This window comes from Bradyrhizobium sp. LHD-71, from assembly GCF_031157255.1.
GTDB lineage: Bacteria > Pseudomonadota > Alphaproteobacteria > Rhizobiales > Xanthobacteraceae > P52-10.
Genome location: NZ_JAVIFX010000011.1, coordinates 76736 through 94232 on the forward strand (window position 1 = coordinate 76736; position 17497 = coordinate 94232).

Annotated in this window: 15 protein-coding genes; 13 read left to right on the plus strand and 2 right to left on the minus strand. The window is 63.4% G+C overall.

Going from position 1 to position 17497, the window contains the following annotated elements:
- Positions 1-72 precede the first annotated feature (72 nt).
- Both ilvD and RCO31_RS13865 read left to right on the plus strand, forming a co-directional pair.
- Positions 73-1797: a dihydroxy-acid dehydratase gene (gene ilvD, locus RCO31_RS13860; RefSeq protein WP_308968989.1), complete on the plus strand. Its 1725-nt coding sequence runs from the start codon at positions 73-75 to the stop codon at positions 1795-1797.
- Entirely contained in the window at positions 1784-2650 is an 867-nt protein-coding gene (locus RCO31_RS13865; protein ID WP_308968990.1) for a tetratricopeptide repeat protein, read from the plus strand. Before ilvD ends, RCO31_RS13865 begins: the two co-directional genes overlap by 14 nt.
- Before the next feature lie 43 nt (positions 2651-2693).
- Here the strand turns inward: RCO31_RS13865 and xth are convergent, their stop codons facing one another.
- On the minus strand, positions 2694-3488 hold the full coding sequence (xth, locus tag RCO31_RS13870) for an exodeoxyribonuclease III (RefSeq protein ID WP_308968991.1): 795 nt from the start codon (positions 3486-3488) through the stop codon (positions 2694-2696).
- A gap of 250 nt (positions 3489-3738) precedes the next feature.
- Here xth and RCO31_RS13875 point away from each other — a divergent pair, with 250 nt between their 5' ends.
- Together RCO31_RS13875 and RCO31_RS13880 are read left to right on the plus strand one after the other, a co-directional pair.
- Complete coding sequence (locus RCO31_RS13875) at positions 3739-4881, plus strand: efflux RND transporter periplasmic adaptor subunit (protein WP_308968992.1); 1143 nt, start codon at positions 3739-3741, stop codon at positions 4879-4881.
- Positions 4882-4885: 4 nt separating this feature from the next.
- A complete protein-coding gene (locus tag RCO31_RS13880; RefSeq protein ID WP_308968993.1) occupies positions 4886-8011 on the plus strand; it encodes an efflux RND transporter permease subunit in 3126 nt (1041 codons plus the stop codon).
- A 7-nt stretch (positions 8012-8018) separates the two neighbouring features.
- Here RCO31_RS13880 and erpA read toward each other — a convergent pair whose 3' ends face one another.
- Entirely contained in the window at positions 8019-8348 is a 330-nt protein-coding gene (gene erpA / locus RCO31_RS13885) for an iron-sulfur cluster insertion protein ErpA (RefSeq protein WP_308968994.1), read from the minus strand.
- Between the two features lie 105 nt (positions 8349-8453).
- On the opposite strand from erpA, the gene RCO31_RS13890 reads away from it, so the two are divergent.
- The 9 genes from RCO31_RS13890 to tatC all read left to right on the plus strand — a co-directional run bounded on the left by RCO31_RS13890 (position 8454) and on the right by tatC (position 17417).
- Positions 8454-9656, plus strand: coding sequence for a deoxyguanosinetriphosphate triphosphohydrolase (locus tag RCO31_RS13890; protein WP_308968995.1), 1203 nt, complete (start codon positions 8454-8456; stop codon positions 9654-9656).
- A gap of 13 nt (positions 9657-9669) precedes the next feature.
- On the plus strand, positions 9670-11460 hold the full coding sequence (gene argS / locus RCO31_RS13895; RefSeq protein ID WP_308968996.1) for an arginine--tRNA ligase: 1791 nt from the start codon (positions 9670-9672) through the stop codon (positions 11458-11460).
- Between the two features lie 101 nt (positions 11461-11561).
- Positions 11562-13070 (plus strand): SPOR domain-containing protein, encoded by a 1509-nt coding sequence (locus RCO31_RS13900; RefSeq protein WP_308968997.1) that lies wholly within the window; start codon positions 11562-11564, stop codon positions 13068-13070.
- 48 nt (positions 13071-13118) lie between these two features.
- A complete protein-coding gene (gene nagZ / locus RCO31_RS13905; protein ID WP_308968998.1) occupies positions 13119-14147 on the plus strand; it encodes a beta-N-acetylhexosaminidase in 1029 nt (342 codons plus the stop codon).
- Positions 14144-14962: a ScpA family protein gene (locus RCO31_RS13910; protein ID WP_308968999.1), complete on the plus strand. Its 819-nt coding sequence runs from the start codon at positions 14144-14146 to the stop codon at positions 14960-14962. Before nagZ ends, RCO31_RS13910 begins: the two co-directional genes overlap by 4 nt.
- An 18-nt stretch (positions 14963-14980) precedes the next feature.
- Positions 14981-15694, plus strand: a complete 714-nt coding sequence (scpB, locus tag RCO31_RS13915) for an SMC-Scp complex subunit ScpB (RefSeq protein ID WP_308969000.1) — start codon at positions 14981-14983, stop codon at positions 15692-15694.
- A 206-nt stretch (positions 15695-15900) separates the two neighbouring features.
- On the plus strand, positions 15901-16143 hold the full coding sequence (locus RCO31_RS13920) for a twin-arginine translocase TatA/TatE family subunit (RefSeq protein ID WP_308969001.1): 243 nt from the start codon (positions 15901-15903) through the stop codon (positions 16141-16143).
- Positions 16144-16191: 48 nt separating this feature from the next.
- Complete coding sequence (gene tatB, locus RCO31_RS13925) at positions 16192-16611, plus strand: Sec-independent protein translocase protein TatB (RefSeq protein ID WP_308969002.1); 420 nt, start codon at positions 16192-16194, stop codon at positions 16609-16611.
- Positions 16608-17417, plus strand: coding sequence for a twin-arginine translocase subunit TatC (tatC, locus tag RCO31_RS13930; RefSeq protein ID WP_308969003.1), 810 nt, complete (start codon positions 16608-16610; stop codon positions 17415-17417). Before tatB ends, tatC begins: the two co-directional genes overlap by 4 nt.
- Positions 17418-17497: the final 80 nt, after the last annotated feature.

Sequence of the window (17497 nt, forward strand, 5' to 3'; positions counted from 1 at the left end):
CGGCACGACAGTCCGATTGACCGTTCGCCAAGTTGGGGCGTTTAGTGTGGTTGGTTGGAAATTCGGGTCGCTATGGACGCCAAGACCAACATCAAATCCAGGTTGCCCAGCCGGCACGTGACGGAGGGGCCTGAGCGAGCGCCCCATCGGTCCTACTACTACGCCATGGGCCTGACGACGGCCCAGATTCACCAGCCGTTCGTTGGTGTCGCGTCTTGCTGGAACGAGGCGGCGCCCTGCAATATCGCTCTGATGCGCCAGGCGCAGGCCGCGAAGAAGGGCGTCGCGGCAGCCGGCGGCACGCCGCGCGAGTTCTGCACCATCACTGTGACCGACGGGATCGCCATGGGCCATGACGGCATGCGCTCGTCGCTGCCGTCGCGCGAGGCGATTGCGGACACGGTCGAACTGACCATTCGTGGTCATGCCTATGACGCGCTGATCGGGCTCGCCGGTTGCGACAAGTCGCTGCCGGGTATGATGATGGCGATGGTTCGTCTCAATGTCCCTTCCGTCTTCATCTATGGCGGCTCGATTCTGCCCGGCAATTTCCGCGGCCAGCAGGTGACCGTCCAGGACATGTTCGAGGCGGTCGGCAAGCACTCGGTCGGCGAGATGTCGGACGCTGATCTCGACGAGATTGAGCGTGTCGCCTGTCCTTCAGCCGGCGCGTGCGGTGCACAGTTCACGGCCAACACCATGGCGACAGTCTCGGAGGCCATTGGCCTGGCCCTGCCGTACTCGGCCGGTGCCCCCGCACCGTATGAGATCCGCGACGCCTTCTGCATGGCGGCGGGCGAAAAGATCATGGAATTGATCGAGCTGAATATTCGCCCGCGCGATATCGTTACTCGCAAGGCTTTGGAGAACGCTGCGGCCGTCGTCGCCGCTTCAGGTGGTTCGACAAATGCTGCACTGCATTTGCCTGCAATTGCTCATGAATGTGGGATCAAATTCGATCTATTTGACGTCGCCGAAATCTTCAAAAAGACACCATATATCGCGGATTTGAAGCCGGGCGGCCGTTATGTCGCCAAAGACATGTTCGAAGCTGGCGGAATACCAATTCTCATGAAAACCCTGCTTGATCAGGGTTATCTGCACGGCGATTGCATGACCGTTACTGGCCGCACCATTGCTGAGAATATGGCCAGTGTAAAATGGAACCCCCATCAGGATGTCGTGCGTCCCGCCGACAAGCCGATCACGGCCACGGGCGGCGTCGTCGGATTGAAGGGCAACCTCGCTCCGGAAGGAGCGATCGTTAAGGTTGCCGGCATGAGTAACTTGAAATTTTCGGGCCCTGCGCGTTGTTTCGACCGGGAGGAAGACGCTTTCGAGGCCGTGAAGACGAAGAGTTACAAGGAAGGCGAAGTCATCGTCATTCGCTATGAGGGGCCGAAGGGTGGCCCCGGCATGCGGGAGATGCTGTCGACCACTGCAGCGCTGACTGGCCAGGGAATGGGTGGCAAGGTGGCGTTGATCACGGATGGCCGCTTTTCGGGCGCGACGCGCGGCTTCTGTGTCGGCCATGTCGGGCCGGAAGCGGCGGTTGGCGGGCCGATTGCGCTCATTCGCGATGGTGACATCGTCGAAATCGACGCAGTTGACGGCAAGCTGAATGTCAGGTTGTCGGACGCCGAACTGGCCGAGCGTCGAAAGGGTTGGAAGTCGCGCGCCGAACGGTTCGGGTCCGGCGTTTTGTGGAAATACGCCCAGCAGGTTGGGCCCGCGGTGAATGGCGCGGTCACCCACCCCGGCGGGGGCGCCGAGAAGCAGTGCTATGCGGATATCTAGGCATATCGCATCGTCGGTGATGGCGGGCGCGGCTTTGGCCGCCAGCTCGGCGCTCGCCTTCGAGGGCACGACCCCCGGCGGGCGTCCCGCGGCTGCCTTGTCCGCGCCGGCCGCCGGCCTCGCTGGATCAAACGCGGCCATCCCCGTTCCGCCGATGTCCGTTGCCGCCGGCGCATCTGCTGGTGCGGTCGGTAAGAATGCGGCGCCTCCGGCAAACTCGCTCTCCGCGTTGCAATATGCCGCCGAGGGCGGCCATCCGATCGCTCAGTGGCGGCTCGGACGGATGTACGCCAGCGGCGATGGCGTCGATCGCGACGATCTCCGCGCGTTCGACTATTTCAGCCGCATCGCCAACCAGCATGCGGAGGACAGCCCGTCGGCACCGCAGGCACAGATCGTGGCGAACGCGTTCGTTGCCCTCGGCCGCTACTATCGCGACGGAATTCCAAACACGCGCGTTAAGTCGGACCGCGAACGCGCGCGAGAAATGTTCCACTACGCTGCGACGTATTTCGGCAATGCCGATGCGCAGTACAACCTGGCGCGGATGTATCTCGACGGTGTCGGCTCGCCGCGCGATCCGATCTACGCGGCGCGCTGGCTGTCGCAGGCAGCTCAGAAAGGCCAGTACCAGGCCCAAGCCCTGCTTGGACAGATGCTGTTCAACGGCGACGTGCTGCAGCGCCAGGCGGCCCGTGGCCTGATGTGGCTGACCCTCGCGCGCGAGAATGCCGGCCCCGACGAGCTCTGGATCAACGAGGTTTACACCAGCGCGCTGAAGCGGGCGACCGAGGATGACCGCGCCATGGCCGGACGGTTGCTGGAGCGCTGGGTGCAGGGGCGGCGCGACTGACGCCGTAGGCCGCTGCTTTAAAGCCCGCCCGGCGATTTCGTTTTTAACCTTTGGTCTCGAAATCCAGGTCAACCCAGACGGGGACATGGTCTGACGGCTTTTCCCAGGCCCGGACCTGCTTGTCGATTCCGGCCGTCACCAGCCGATCGGAGGCCTGCGGCGACAGCAGCATGTGGTCGATGCGGATGCCGTTGTTCTTCTGCCAGGCGCCGGCCTGATAGTCCCAGAACGTGTAGCGTTTAGGCTCATCGGTGACGGCGCGGAGAGCATCCGTCAGGCCGAGATTCGTCAGCGCGCGAAAGCTTTGACGCGTCTGCGGAAGGAACAGCGCATCGTTTACCCATGCGGCAGGATTATGCACGTCCTCAGGCGCGGGAATGACGTTGAAATCGCCGGCGAGGATGAACGGCTCCTCGGTCTTCAGCCGTTCGACAGAATAGTCCGCAAGTCGCTTCATCCATTTCAGCTTGTACGAATATTTTTCAGTCTCGGGCGGGTTGCCGTTCGGCAAATACAGGCAGGCTATTCTGAGCACGCCACGCTTCAGCGAGACGATGCCTTCAAGAAATCGCGCCTGCACATCTTCCTCGTCGCCTTCCAGCCGCGGCCGCGTTTCGTCGAACGGCAGGCGTGAGAGCAGGGCGACGCCGTTGAAGGTCTTCTGGCCGTGCGTCACGACGTTGTAGCCGAGCGCTTCGATCGGCTCGCGCGGAAACGCCTCGTCGGTGCACTTGATCTCCTGCAGGCAGGCGACGTCGGGCGCCGTTTCCTTCAGCCAAGAAATCACGTGATCCACACGCTGGCGTATCGAGTTCACATTCCAGGTGGCAATGCGCATCTTTGCAACCTATTTCGTTGGCGTCTTGCGGAAAGACCCATGGTTAACTTTTCTTCACTTGGTTGTGCAGTTTTCGACTGGCATGAGAGTGGTCGATTCCAGCTGTCGTTACTGCGCCGCCCGCCCAGGTGTGATAATTGCTTCTGGAATATCATGCCAAGAGCCCGGGTTTAACGGGTCTGGGGGGAACTTAAGTTTTTTGGGGGCAGACTGCGGAGCGGCGCGAGTTCGCGCTGGCGAATACGAGATCATGAAAACGCGCAGTTCGATTATCGTCTTTTGCCTCGTGGCGGCAGCCGGCGCCGCAGCTTACGCAACGCGTTCGACCTGGATGGCTCCGACTGGTGCGAGCAAGGCGCAGGCCCAGGGGCAAGCCAAGGGGCGCGCGATCGCCGTGCAGGTCGCCGATGTCGTGCGCAAGAAGGTTCCGGTCGAGGTCGATGCCATCGGCACGGTTTCGCCGATTGCGAGCGTGGCGCTGAAGGCGCGGGTCGAGACCACCATCCTGAAAGTGCATTTCGAGGACGGCGCGCGCGTGAAGGAAGGCGATGTTCTGTTTACGCTCGATGCGCGCCAGATCGACGCGCAAATCGCCCAGGCAGAGGCAACGCTCGCGCGGGATCGTTCGCAACTTGCCGGCGCGGAGCGGGACCTCAGGCGGTACAGCGAGCTGATCGTCAAGGGCGCGACCCCGCAGATCAATGTCGACAATGCGCAGACGCAGAGGGACATTCTGCGCGGCACCGTGCGAGCCAATGAATCCGTTCTGGACAATCTGAAGGTCCAGAAGACCTACACGGTGATCCATGCGCCGATCTCGGGCCGCATCAGTGCCGCCAACGTCAAGGTCGGCAACTTCGTGCGTCCAGCCGACACCACGCCGCTCGCCATTATCAATCAGATTGCGCCGATCTACGTCACGTTCGGTGTCCCGCAACGCGTGCTGCCCGATCTGCGCGATGCGCTTAAGAGTGGCGTCGCCAGCGTCGTTGCGTCGATGCCGGGAAGCAGCCGGCAGGAGACCGGCAAGGTCGCGATGATCGAGAACACCGTCGACACGGCGACCGGAATGGTGACCGCGCGCGCGGTCATGGACAACAAGAGTGAAACGCTGTGGCCAGGCACGCTGGTGACGACCAAGCTCAGCGTGCGCAGCGAGAACGCGATCGTCATACCGTCGGTCGCTGTGCAGCGAAGCCAGACCGGAAACTTCGTGTTCACGGTCAAGGATGGGAAGGCCACCGTGCAGCCAGTGAGCGTTGCGCGCACGTTCGAAGGGCTCTCGGTGATCGAAAAGGGCCTCTCAGGCGGTGAAACCGTCGTAACCGACGGTCAGATGATGTTGTCGAACGGTACTGCGGTGGATATCCGCGAACGCAGGGCGGGAGCCTGACGTCATGAACCTGTCGGAGATGAGCATTCGCCGTCCGGTCATGACGACCATGCTGACGGCGACCATTATCGCGCTCGGTGTCTTCGGCTACCGCCTCCTTCCGGTCTCCGCGCTTCCCAAGGTTGATTTTCCGACCATCGCGATCACGGCGACGCTGCCTGGCGCCAGCCCAGACACCATGGCTGCCTCCGTCGCAGGACCCATCGAGCGGCAGCTCGCGACGGTGCCCGGCATCTCGTCGATGTCGTCGCAATCCTCGCAAGGCTCGACCTCGATCACCGTCCAGTTCGATCTCGATCGCAACATCGACGCCGCCGCCCTCGACGTCCAGACCGCGCTGACGATCGCCGAGCGCCGGCTGCCGATCGAGATGACCACGCCGCCGAGTTTCCGGAAAGTCAACCCGGCCGACTTCCCGATCCTGTTCATCGCGCTCTCATCATCGACGCTGCCGCTGTCGACGGTGCACGAATATGGCGACATTTACATCGGCCAGGCGCTGTCGCAGATCGCCGGCGTCGCCCAGGTGAGCATCTACGGTGGGCAGAAATTCGCGGTGCGGGTGCAGGCGGATCCGGAGGCAGCTGCCGCCCGTGGCCTGTCGATGGACGACATCCGCGACGCCGTGCAGCGGGCCAATTCGACGACGCCGGTCGGGACGCTGAACGGACCCAGCCAGAACGTAACGCTGCAGGCATCGGGCCAGCTCGACAAGGCGGATATGTACCGCAACATCGTCGTCGCCTGGCGTAACGGCGCACCGGTCAAGCTCGACGAAGTTGCGCGGATCTACGACAGCGTCGAGAACGACAAGACGGCGACCTGGTTCAACGGCAATCGCTCGATCGTGCTGGCGATCCAGAAGCAGCCCGATGCCAACACCGTGGCGGTGGTCGACGCCGTCAAGGCGCGTCTGCCGGCGCTGCAGGCGCAACTGCCGCCGTCGATCGAGACCAACGTGACCATGGATCGCTCGATCTCGATCCGGCAATCGGTGTTCGACGTGCAGGAGACGCTGGCGATCGCCGTCATCCTCGTGGTGCTGGTGATCTTCCTGTTCCTGCGGTCGGCGTCGGCGACGTTCATTCCTGCTCTGGCGGTTCCGATCTCGCTGATCGGCACCTGCGCAACGATGTATCTGCTGGGTTTCTCGATCAATAACATGACCTTGCTGGCGCTGACGCTTTCGGTCGGCTTCGTCGTCGATGACGCCATCGTCATGCTCGAGAACATCGTCCGTCACATCGAAAACGGCATGCGGCCGTACGAGGCGGCGCTCAAGGGCGCGCGCGAGATCGGCTTCACCATCATGTCGATCACGTTTTCACTCATCGCGGTGTTCATCCCGGTGCTGTTGATGGGGGGCATCGTCGGGCGCGTGTTCCGCGAATTTGCGGTGACCATCGCGGTGGCGATCGTCGTGTCCGGCTTCGTTTCGCTCACGCTGACGCCGATGCTGTGCGCACGCGTCCTGAAGGCCCACGACCCGCACAAGCGGCCCAACATCGTGCTGCGCATTTTCGAGGCCGTTTTCAACCAATGGCACCGCGTTTACGAATGGACGCTGGACAAGGTTCTGGCCGCGAAAAGCGTGATGCTGATCGTCACGCTCGCTACAGTAGTGGCGACCGGCTACCTCTATTACGTGGTGCCGAAGGGCTTCTTCCCGCAGGAGGATACGGGCTTCCTGTCGGGCGTCTCGGAAGCGGCGACAGACACCTCGTTCGACGCCATGGTCGAACGCCAGCAGAAGCTCGATGAGATCGTCCGCGCCGATCCGGCGGTCGAATTCCTGAACACGACGGTGGGCGCCGGTGGGCCCAATCCGACGGCGAACTATGCGCGCATGTTCGTCGGCTTGAAACCGAAGGCCGAGCGCGATCCGGCTCCGGTCGTGATCGCGCGGCTGCGGCAGGCGACCTCGCAGGTCCCCGGCATGCAGACGTTCTTCCAGAGCATCCAGAATCTGAACGTTGGCGGCCGGTCGTCAAAAAGCCAATACCAGTACACTTTGCAAAGTAGCGACATCAACCGGCTGTACACGATTGCGCCGGAGATGCGGGACAAGATCGCGCAGATCCCCGGGCTGCTCGACGTGACGACGGACCTATACATCAAGAACCCGGAGCTGACCGTCGAGATCGATCGCGAGAAGGCGGCCGTCTACGGCATCACCACCGAACAAATCCGCAGCCAGCTGTTTAACGCATTTGGCGCACGACAGATCGGCACGATCTTCAAACCGTCGAACGACTACCAGATCATCCTGGAGGCGCAGCCGCGCTTCCGTGTTGATCCCTCCGACCTGTCGAAAGTCTACCTGAAGACGGCCAACAACCAGACCATCCCGCTCGATGCGGTCGCGCGCATGGTGCCGACGGTTGGTCCGCTGCTGATCAATCATCAAGGCCAGCAGCCCGCGGTGACGATCTCGTTCAATCTCGCGCCGAACGTGTCGCTGGGCTATGCGGTCGACGAGATTGCCGCAGTCGAGCGTGCTTCGAACATGCCGCCGACGATTGTGACAGGGTTCTCGGGGACCGCGCAGGTGTTCCAGGATTCCTTGCGCGGGCAGGGCGTGCTCATTCTCGCCGCCGTATTCGCTGCGTTCGTGATCCTCGGCGTCCTCTACGAAAGCTTCGTCCATCCGATCACGATCATTTCCGGCCTGCCATCGGCAGGTATCGGCGCGATCCTGACGCTGATGCTGTTCAATATGGAACTGTCCGTGATTGCCATGATCGGCATCGTCATGTTGGTCGGCATCGTCAAGAAGAACGCGATCATGATGGTCGATTTTGCGATCAGCCGTCGTGCGGTAGGTCTCAGCGCCGAGCACGCGATCCGCGAGGCGGCATTGTTGCGCTTTCGCCCGATCATGATGACGACGTTCGCGGCCATCTTCGGCGTGCTGCCGATCGCGCTCGGCACCGGCGCCGGTGCCGAACTGCGTCAGCCGCTCGGTGTTGCCGTGGTCGGCGGCCTGATCGTCTCGCAGCTTCTGACGCTGTACATCACGCCGGTGGTCTACATCTACCTCGACCGCATCGACCGCAAGCTGAAGCGTCGTCTCGAGCCGGAGCTGCAGGAAGTCGAGGAAGACCGGCCGCGTCAGGTCGCGGCGGAGTGATCGCGGATCAGATCGAGAAGCTGGTGCCGCAACCGCAGGAGGCGGTCGCGTTCGGATTGGCGACACGGAACGACGCGCCGATCAGATCGTCGACGAAGTCGACTTCCGAGCCCGCCAGGAACGGCACCGATGCCGGATCTACCACCACGACCGCACCGTCACGCGCGATCACCAGATCGTCGTCGGCGCGGGTTTTCTCGATGTCGAACTTGTACTGAAAGCCGGAGCAGCCGCCGCCCTCGACGCTGATGCGCAACATTGCGCCGTCGCCTTCCGATTTCAGGATCTGTCCGATGCGCCGGGCAGCCCGTTCGGTGATGATGACGTCTCCGCTCATTGCACGCTCCAGGATGACCTTCAGGGGTTTGATCGCCCCGCAACTCATAGTTAAGTGCGGCAGGGTTCAGAATCAAACCGAATTCGTACAGTTTAGAGGTAAATGATGGCGGTCGGCATGGCTGCGCCTCGCGCGCCTTACGCCTGCGATCCGGAACGGAGCCGCGGGAGGCTGTATCCTGAGCCGCCCAGCAGGACCCGTAGCGACTTCCGCCGCGATTGTGACCGGGTGATCCATTCGACGGCATTCCGTCGCCTGAAGCACAAAACCCAGGTCTTCGTGTTCCATGAAGGCGATCACTACCGGACGCGGCTGACCCACTCGCTTGAGGTGGCGCAGATCGCACGCGCGATCGCGCGGCAGCTCGGCCTCGACGAGGACCTGACAGAGACGCTGGCGCTGGCGCACGATCTTGGTCACCCGCCATTCGGCCATGCCGGCGAGCGCGCGCTTGACGCCTGCCTGCGCGACTGGGGCGGGTTTGACCACAACGCGCAGACGCTGCGTGTCGTCACCACGCTCGAACGGCGATACCCGGCCTTCGATGGGCTGAATCTTACATGGGAGTCGCTGGAAGGCATCGCCAAGCACAATGGTCCGCTGATCGACCGGGCCGGCCAGCCGCTTGAGCGTTTTGGTGAAACCGGTGTGCCGCCGGCGATCGCCGGCTATGTGCATGGCCATGACCTCGAGCTCTGGACCAATGCCGGCCTGGAAGCGCAGGTCGCGGGCCTCGCCGACGACATCGCCTATGACGCGCACGACATCGACGATGGCTTGCGCGCCGGCTTGTTCGTGATCGACGATCTGAATGAGGTGCCGATGATCAGCCGCATCATCGGCGAGATCGATGCGGCCTATCCGGGATTGGACGAGGGGCGGCGAGGCGCCGAGCTTGTACGTGAATTGATTTCCCGTCTCATTGGAGACGTTGTCGCTGAAGCCACGCGCAGGCTCACGGAGGCGGCGCCCGGTTCCGCCGATGCCGTCCGGGGTCATAGCCGCCCGATGGCGGCATTCTCGCAGGCAATGGTCGAGGCCGAGGCACAGATCAAGGCGTTTCTTTACAGCCGGATGTACCGGCATTTACGGGTGATGCGGATCATGGGCGACGCGGCGACCATCGTCACAAACCTGGCGGGCCATTATCTCGCCAACCCGGATGAGCTGCCACCGGGCTGGCTTGCCGAGGGGGCTGCCGCCGACGAAATCGCCCGCGGCATCGGCGATTTCATCGCCGGCATGACCGACCGGTTTGCGATTGTCGAGCACCGCCGGATTTTTGACTCGACCCCTGATTTGCGTTAGGCGCGCGTGCGTCATGACCCAGACAAATACCCAGCCGCACCTTTTTGCCGACGTCCTTTCGCGCGTCCAGGCCGTTTGCCGCTCGCTTTCGGAGCAGGGCGTGCTGCCTGCTGGGATCGACCTTTCGCGCATTGTCGTCGAGCCACCCCGAGATTCGGCCCACGGTGACATGGCGACGAACGCAGCGATGGTGCTGGCGAAGGACGCGAAAGCCAAGCCGCGCGATCTTGCGGAGCGTATCGCTGCGTCACTGCGCGCCGATGCTCTGGTCGAAGCTGCCGAAGTGGCCGGACCCGGCTTCATCAATCTGACGCTGAAGGCGCAGGTCTGGCCCGCGGTGCTCGCCTCGATCGTGCGTGACGGAAGGTCGTACGGCCGCGGCAATATCAGCCGCGCCGAAAAGATCAATGTCGAGTACGTGTCCGCCAATCCCACCGGGCCAATGCATGTCGGCCATTGCCGGGGCGCCGTGTTCGGCGACGCGCTGGCAAGCCTGCTGCAGTTCGCGGGCTATGATGTGACACGTGAGTACTACATCAACGACGCAGGCGCGCAGGTCGATGTGCTCGCGCGTTCGGCGTTCCTGCGCTACCGCGAGGCGCTGGGCGAGACAATCGAGATTCCGGACGGGCTTTATCCGGGCGACTACCTGAAGCCGGTTGGCGCGGCGCTCGTCGCCGAGCACGGCGATAAGCTCGCACAGATGACTGAAGGCGCCTGGCTTCCGATGGTGCGCGCCAAGGCCATCGAGATGATGATGGCTGAAATCCGCGATGACCTCGCGGCGCTCAACATTCGCCACGACGTGTTCTTTTCTGAACGCTCGCTGCAAGGTGCGAACGGCGGCGAGGTGGCCGCGGTGATCGACGGCTTGCGCAAGCGCGGCCTGGTCTATGAGGGGCGGCTGCCGCGACCGAAGGGGGCCGTTGACGAGGATTGGGAGGATCGTGAGCAAACGCTCTTCCGGGCGACCGATTTCGGCGACGACGTCGACCGGCCGCTGTTGAAGTCCGACGGCTCCTATACCTACTTCGCCTCCGACATCGCGTACCATCGCTCAAAGTTCGACCGCGGCTTCAAGAAGATGGTCGACGTCTGGGGCGCCGACCACGGCGGCTACATCAAGCGGGTGCAGGCGGCGATCAAGGCCGTCACCGAAGGCAAGGGCGATCTCGACGTCAAGATTGTTCAGCTGGTGCGACTGCTGCGGGCCGGCGAGCTGGTCAGAATGTCCAAGCGAGCCGGGGACTTCGTCACTCTGCGCGAGGTTGTCGACGAGGTCGGGGCCGATGCTGTCCGTTTCATGATGCTTTACCGCAAGAACGATGCGGTGCTCGATTTCGACCTTGCCAAGGTGATTGAGCAGTCGCGCGATAATGCGGTTTTCTATGTCCAGTATGGACACGCGCGCGGGCATTCGATTTTCCGTAACGCTCGCGAGGAATTCCCGGACCTGCCGGAGGATGCCGCGGCTCGGGCCACATGGCTGGCCGAAGCAGACCTGGGGAGGCTGACAGACCCAGCCGAAATCAGCCTGTTGCGCCGTTTGGCGCTGTTCCCGCGGTTAATCGAGAGTGCCGCCGAGGCCCATGAACCGCACCGGGTTGCCTTTTATCTCTATGATCTTGCCAGCGAATTTCATGCGCTTTGGACCAAGGGGCGGGATTCGCCTCATTTACGCTTCATTATCCAGAATGATGCAGAAATAACAAAGGCGCGATTGGCCCTCGTTCAGGGCGTCGTGTCGGTTATCGCCACCGGTCTCGCGATCCTGGGAGTCCAGGCGCCGGACGAGATGCGATAATCGGGGAACCGTCGTTGTGGGGCGACGGATTTGCAGCGGCTGGACACGCCTGGATACGTCCGTGCGAGCTGTTCAGCCTTTCCTGATGGGGACCACATCAGATGGCGGATCGACATCAATATCGTCCCGACGCCGTCGGCGTTCGCGACAACCACAATGCACGCTCTGTTGAGGGTGACCCTCTCGCCGAACTTGCGCGGCTGATTGGGCAGAACGACGCGAACGTCGCCTTTGGCCGTTCGAAACGTGCGGACGCTCCGCAGCCGGCGCAGGCGCCGGCGAACGAGCCGCGCATGGACCACGACCCTTATCGGGACCAGGACCAGTATCAAGAACAGCAGGACGAATATCAGGAGGAGGCGGAGCCGGCCGCAGCGGAGCCCGCACGGCCATCCTGGATGCGCACGGCTGCGAGCACCGGCTGGCCACGACACAACGTGACGGCCGCGCCTCCTGCCGCACAGGAGCCGCACTACGCCGACGAGCAGGCCGAACTTTATGACGACACGCCGGCTTTCCTGCGCAACGCACGCCAGCACGATCAGGCCCGCTACGACCACGACCAGTCGCGCTACGACGACGTGCTCTACGATCAGAATTCGCAGAACCTGCAGCAGCAATACGCTGACCCGCAGTATCAGGATGGCTATCAGGATCAACCCGATCCAAACGGCTATCCGCCGTTCTACGGAGACTTCGAGCAGGAGGAGCCAAAGCGCAGGCGCGGCGGATTGATGACGGTGGTTGCCGTGCTGGCGCTGGCGGTGGTCGGCACCGCGGGCGCTTACGGCTATCGCTCCTACACGGGATCCCCGCGCAGTGGGGAGCCCCCGGTCATCAAGGCCGAGTCCGGCGCGAACAAGATCGTGCCGCCGACACAGACGGCCGATGCTTCCGGCAAGATCGTCGACCGGATCGGCGGTTCAGCGAACGGCCAGGAGCGCGTGTTGTCGCGTGAGGAGCAGCCGATCGACATCAACGGCCGCCATGCGCCGCGGGTCGTCTTTCCGCCGCTGAATCAGGGTGGCAGCTCTGCGTTGCCGACCGGAACGACGGCACCAACCTCGTCGTCGGCTCCGACCGCGCAGTCCCAGGTGGCGTCCAATGGCGCACTTGGCGACGAGCCGAAACGCGTCCGCACATTCGCGATCCGCCCCGATCAACCGGATGCGGTGCCGTCGCAGCCGGCGGCACAGGCACAGGCACAACCGACGCCGGCACAACGCACTGCTTCGGCCTCGTCGGCGCGCGCTCAGGCAGCCGCACCGGCGGCAAATGGGCCTATGTCGATTTCGCCTCAATCGGATCCCGCTCCGGTGCGCACGGCAGCGGTGCCAGCCGCGCCGCCACCGGCGACCTCGGGTGGCTACATGGTGCAGGTCTCCTCGCAGCGAAGCGAGGCCGACGCGCAGGCCGCTTACCGGTCCCTGCAGTCGAAGTACCCCAGCGTGCTTGGTTCCCGATCGGCCTCGTTCCGTCGCGCGGATCTTGGCGACAAGGGTATCTATTACCGTGCCATGGTTGGGCCATTTGCCGCCGCCGAAGACGCTGGACAGCTCTGCAGCAGCCTGCGATCCGCCGGCGGCCAATGCGTCGTCCAAAGGAATTGACGGCCGTTTCCTTGACCCTGGACACCGGCGCGAGCTAATCGGCTCGCTATGGGCATCAAGGCATTCATCTGTGGGGTTGGGGGCTTGGCGCTCACCGAGGCTGAGCGTGGGTTTCTGCACGCCGAGCAGCCATGGGGTTTCATCCTTTTCAAAAGGAACGTCAGTAACCGCGCACAAGTTATTGAGTTGGTTTCGGAACTGCGAAGTTCCGTCGGCCGCCCTGATGCTCCCGTCCTGATCGATCAGGAAGGGGGACGGGTACAGCGGCTGGGGCCACCCGAATGGCCGACCTATCCGTGTGGCGATGTGTTCAGCCGCCTTTACGACGAATCAGCGGAACTCGGTCTACGCGCCGCATATTTGACCGCACGTCTGATCGCTGAGGACCTCGCGGAACTCGGTGTGACGGTCGATTGTTTGCCTTTGGCGGATGTACCGGTTGTGGGAGCCGACGCCGTGATCGGCGACCGGGCCTACGGGACGGAGCCGGCCAAGGTGGCCGCAGTCGCACGAGCCGTCGTGGACGGGTTGGAAGCCGGCGGTGTGCTGCCTGTCCTGAAACACATCCCCGGGCACGGACGCGCCACGGCCGACACGCATCACCTGCTGCCGGTCGTCGATACGCCGCGGGCGGAGCTCGAGCGGACCGACTTCGCCGCGTTCCGGCCGCTCACGTCCTTGCCCATGGCGATGACTGCACATGTTGTGTTCAGCGCGCTCGATCGTGCCCAACCGGCGACGACATCTGCGACAATCATAGCTGACGTGATTCGCGGCTCGATAGGGTTCCAAGGTTTGCTGATGAGCGATGACGTGTCGATGAATGCCTTGCAGGGAACAATCGCCGAGCGTGCGCGGGCAGCCATCGCCGCAGGCTGTGACGTCATCCTGCATTGCAACGGCGACGCCGACGAGATGCGACAGGTCGCGGCCAATACACCGGTGCTGGCCGGTCAGGCGCTTGCACGGGCAAATGCCGCGCTTGCCGCGCGCAAGGTTCCTGCGCCGCACAATCGTGACGAGGCGCGCACCGAGCTTGATGAACTGATCGCCCGCGCCGGAGGGCTGATCGCATGACCGCTGAAATCCTTGCTTTCGAAAGCGCTCAGGCCGATCGCTCACCGGAAGAGCCGACGCTGGTCGTCGATGTCGAGGGTTACGAAGGTCCGCTCGATCTGTTGCTCGCGCTGGCACGGAACCAGAAGGTCGATCTCGCGAAGATCTCCATTCTGGCGCTTGCGGATCAATACCTGAATTTCATCGAGGCTGCGCGCAAGCTGCGGCTCGAGCTTGCCGCGGACTATCTGGTGATGGCCGCCTGGCTGGCCTACCTCAAGTCGCGGCTGCTATTGCCCGAGCCGCCATCGGCCGAAGGTCCAAGCGCCGAGGACATGGCAACCGCGCTTGCCAACCGCCTGCGGCGCCTTGAGGCGATCCGCGAAGCCGCCAAGGTCCTGATGACGCGGCCGCAGCTCGGGCGCGATATCTTCGCGCGCGGCGCGCCGGAGGCGATCGCCGAGATCAAGCACCAGAGATGGACGGCGACGCTCTACGACCTGCTGACCGCCTACGCGTCGCAGCGCCAGCGCCGCGTGCTGGCGAGCGTGCACCTCGCAAAGCGCACCGTCTGGTCGCTGAACGAAGCGCGCGCCTCGCTGGAGCGGCTGGTCGGCGCGTCCGAGGACTGGAGCTGCATGGATGACTACCTGATGAGCTACGTAGTCGAGCCGTCGCAACGCGCTACCGTTTTTGCCTCCAGTTTCGCGGCGGCGCTGGAGCTCGTGCGGGAGGGCCAAGCCGAGCTGCACCAGCAACAAGCCTTTGCGCCGATTTTCGTTCGTAAGCGGCCGCCGACACCGGCTGCCGGGCTCGCGCCGCAAGACGCGGGCTAAGTGCAAGGAGAGCAGCCGATGCCAACTAATTTGGCGGAGAAGCGTATCGAAGTCGACGACGATCCAGTGGAGGCGCCAGCGATGCGCCCCGAGGAACTGCGGCTGCTCGAGGCGATGCTGTTTGCGTCCAACGAGCCGCTCGATGAGCCGACGCTCAAGAAGAAGCTGCCGGAGGGGATCGACATCAAGGCAGCACTCGAGCAACTGCAGTCGGATTACGCCCCGCGGGGCGTCAATCTGGTCCGCATCGACGGCAAGTGGTCGTTCCGCACCGCTTCGGACCTGTCCTGGTTGATGACGCGCGAGAGCACCGAGACGCGCCGGCTGTCCCGGGCCGCGATCGAGATGCTGGCCATCATCGCCTACCATCAGCCGGTGACGCGTGCCGAGATCGAGGAGATCCGCGGCGTCGTCACCTCGAAGGGGACCCTGGACGTGTTGCTCGAGACAGGCTGGATCCGGCCGCGGGGTCGCCGAAAGACCCCCGGCCGTCCGCTTACCTTCGGCACCACCGAGCAATTCCTGTCGCAGTTCAGTCTGGAGGCGGTCGGGGACCTCCCGGGTCTCGACGAATTGCGTGGAACCGGGCTCTTGGATTCGCGTCTTCCGGGCGGCTTCACCGTACCGAACCCGTCGGACGACCCGCAACTGCGGGAGGATGAGGATCCGCTGGAGCCCGGTGACCTGGACCTGGCGCTGGCGCCCGCGGTCGAGCCCGAGACGAAGGAATAGCCGGGCCCACATCGGTGAACGAGCGCAGGCGCGTGCGAGGGACGCGCGTCCGTCACCGGATGGCTTTAACCAAGCCGTGACGGCCCTGAAATGCGCTAAGATGTGACAAGCCCAAGTCCTTGTTTTTACCTTCCCCGGGGCCTAGCTTCGCTGGGAGAGCAGGGCTATACGCACGGCCAAAATCCAAGCGTTTTCAGGAGAGCAGCATGGGTTCAATGAGCATCTGGCACTGGGTCGTGGTGATCGCAGTGGTCCTGCTGCTGTTCGGCCGCGGCAAGATTTCCGACCTGATGGGCGACGTCGCCCAGGGCATCAAGGCCTTCAAGAAGGGCATGTCGGACGACGACAAGACCGCCGAGAAGACCGGCGAGCCGATGAAGACCATCGAGAATGCGCCGCCAGGCTCGGCCGCGGCGCAGCCGACGGACGCCAACCGCAAGGCGGTTTGAGCCGCCGCTGACCGCGGTTCGGCGGCAGGGGCGCGAGCGGAAAGATCTATGTTCGACATCGGGTGGTCTGAACTGATCGTGATCGGGGTCGTAGCGCTGATCGCGATCGGCCCGAAGGAGCTGCCTGGCGTGCTGCGGATGGTCGGTCAATGGATCGGCAAGGCGCGGCGGATGGCCGGTGAATTCCAGAGTCAGTTCCAGGAGGCGATGCGCGAAGCCGAAGTCGCCGACCTGAAGAAGCAGTTTGACGATGTCTCGCAGGCGGCTTCGAACGCCGCCAGCGGTAACGTGCTGACCTCCACCGTCAAGGACGTCGAAGAGGCGCTGAAGCTCGACACGTCGTCGGTCGCGACCCCGACGACGCCGGAACCGCCGACCGCCGAAACGCAGAAGGAAGCGACCGTTCATGAGGCGGAGTCCCCGCCGCCGCAACCCGAGACGTTGCAGCCGGTCGACAAGGCATCATGACGCAAGAAGACATCGACGCCTCCAAGGCCCCGCTGCTCGATCACTTGATCGAGCTGCGCTCGCGCCTGATCAAGGCGTTGCTGGCGTTCGGCGTCGCGTTCATCTTCTGCTTCTTCTTCGCCAAGCAGATCTACAACGTGCTGGTGTGGCCGTTCACCTGGGTCGCCGGCGTCGGCAACTCGAAATTCATCTACACGGCACTGCTCGAATACTTCATCACGCAGCTCAAGCTTGCGATGTTCGGTGCGGCGTTCATCTCGTTCCCGGTGATCGCCACGCAGATCTACATGTTCGTCGCGCCCGGCCTCTACCGCAACGAGCGGCAGGCGTTCCTGCCTTACCTGATCGCGACGCCGGTCTTCTTCGCGCTCGGCTCGGCGCTGGTCTATTTCGTCGTATTGCCGATGCTGGTGCGTTTCTCGCTCGGCATGCAGCAGGTCGGCGACGGGCAGGCGGAGATCGCCTTGCTGCCGAAGGTCGGCGAATATCTATCGCTGATGATGTCATTGATCTTCGCCTTCGGCATCGCCTTCCAGCTGCCGGTGATCCTGACGCTGCTCGGCCGCATCGGTGTGCTCACCTCGAAGACGCTGAAGGAGAAGCGGCGCTACTTCATCGTCGGCGCGTTCGTTATCGCCGCCGTGTTGACGCCGCCGGACATCATCAGCCAGTTCTCGCTGGCGATCCCGCTGATGGTGCTCTACGAGGGCTCAATCTGGGCGGTCCGCATGGTCGAGAAGAACGCCTCGGCCACCGCCGCGGCCGGCTCAAACCCGTCCACCGGCTCCGCGAGCCCAGCGGAATAGGGATCCACCGCTCGCATCACCTGCAATGCGAGTGATCCAGGATCGCGGGTGTTTTCATCCGAGACCATTCGGGTTACTGG

What these genes read in the sequence shown, in the direction of transcription:
- argS (WP_308968996.1), top strand. Translation starts at nt 9,670, where the DNA reads ATGACCCAGACAAATACCCAGCCGCACCTTTTTGCCGACGTCCTTTCG.
- tatB (WP_308969002.1), top strand. Translation starts at nt 16,192, where the DNA reads ATGTTCGACATCGGGTGGTCTGAACTGATCGTGATCGGGGTCGTAGCG.
- scpB (WP_308969000.1), top strand. Translation starts at nt 14,981, where the DNA reads ATGCCAACTAATTTGGCGGAGAAGCGTATCGAAGTCGACGACGATCCA.
- RCO31_RS13875 (WP_308968992.1), top strand. Translation starts at nt 3,739, where the DNA reads ATGAAAACGCGCAGTTCGATTATCGTCTTTTGCCTCGTGGCGGCAGCC.
- xth (WP_308968991.1), bottom strand. Translation starts at nt 3,488, where the DNA reads ATGCGCATTGCCACCTGGAATGTGAACTCGATACGCCAGCGTGTGGAT.
- ilvD (WP_308968989.1), top strand. Translation starts at nt 73, where the DNA reads ATGGACGCCAAGACCAACATCAAATCCAGGTTGCCCAGCCGGCACGTG.
- tatC (WP_308969003.1), top strand. Translation starts at nt 16,608, where the DNA reads ATGACGCAAGAAGACATCGACGCCTCCAAGGCCCCGCTGCTCGATCAC.
- RCO31_RS13920 (WP_308969001.1), top strand. Translation starts at nt 15,901, where the DNA reads ATGGGTTCAATGAGCATCTGGCACTGGGTCGTGGTGATCGCAGTGGTC.
- RCO31_RS13880 (WP_308968993.1), top strand. Translation starts at nt 4,886, where the DNA reads ATGAACCTGTCGGAGATGAGCATTCGCCGTCCGGTCATGACGACCATG.
- erpA (WP_308968994.1), bottom strand. Translation starts at nt 8,348, where the DNA reads ATGAGCGGAGACGTCATCATCACCGAACGGGCTGCCCGGCGCATCGGA.
- RCO31_RS13900 (WP_308968997.1), top strand. Translation starts at nt 11,562, where the DNA reads ATGGCGGATCGACATCAATATCGTCCCGACGCCGTCGGCGTTCGCGAC.
- RCO31_RS13890 (WP_308968995.1), top strand. Translation starts at nt 8,454, where the DNA reads ATGGCGGTCGGCATGGCTGCGCCTCGCGCGCCTTACGCCTGCGATCCG.
- RCO31_RS13865 (WP_308968990.1), top strand. Translation starts at nt 1,784, where the DNA reads ATGCGGATATCTAGGCATATCGCATCGTCGGTGATGGCGGGCGCGGCT.
- RCO31_RS13910 (WP_308968999.1), top strand. Translation starts at nt 14,144, where the DNA reads ATGACCGCTGAAATCCTTGCTTTCGAAAGCGCTCAGGCCGATCGCTCA.
- nagZ (WP_308968998.1), top strand. Translation starts at nt 13,119, where the DNA reads ATGGGCATCAAGGCATTCATCTGTGGGGTTGGGGGCTTGGCGCTCACC.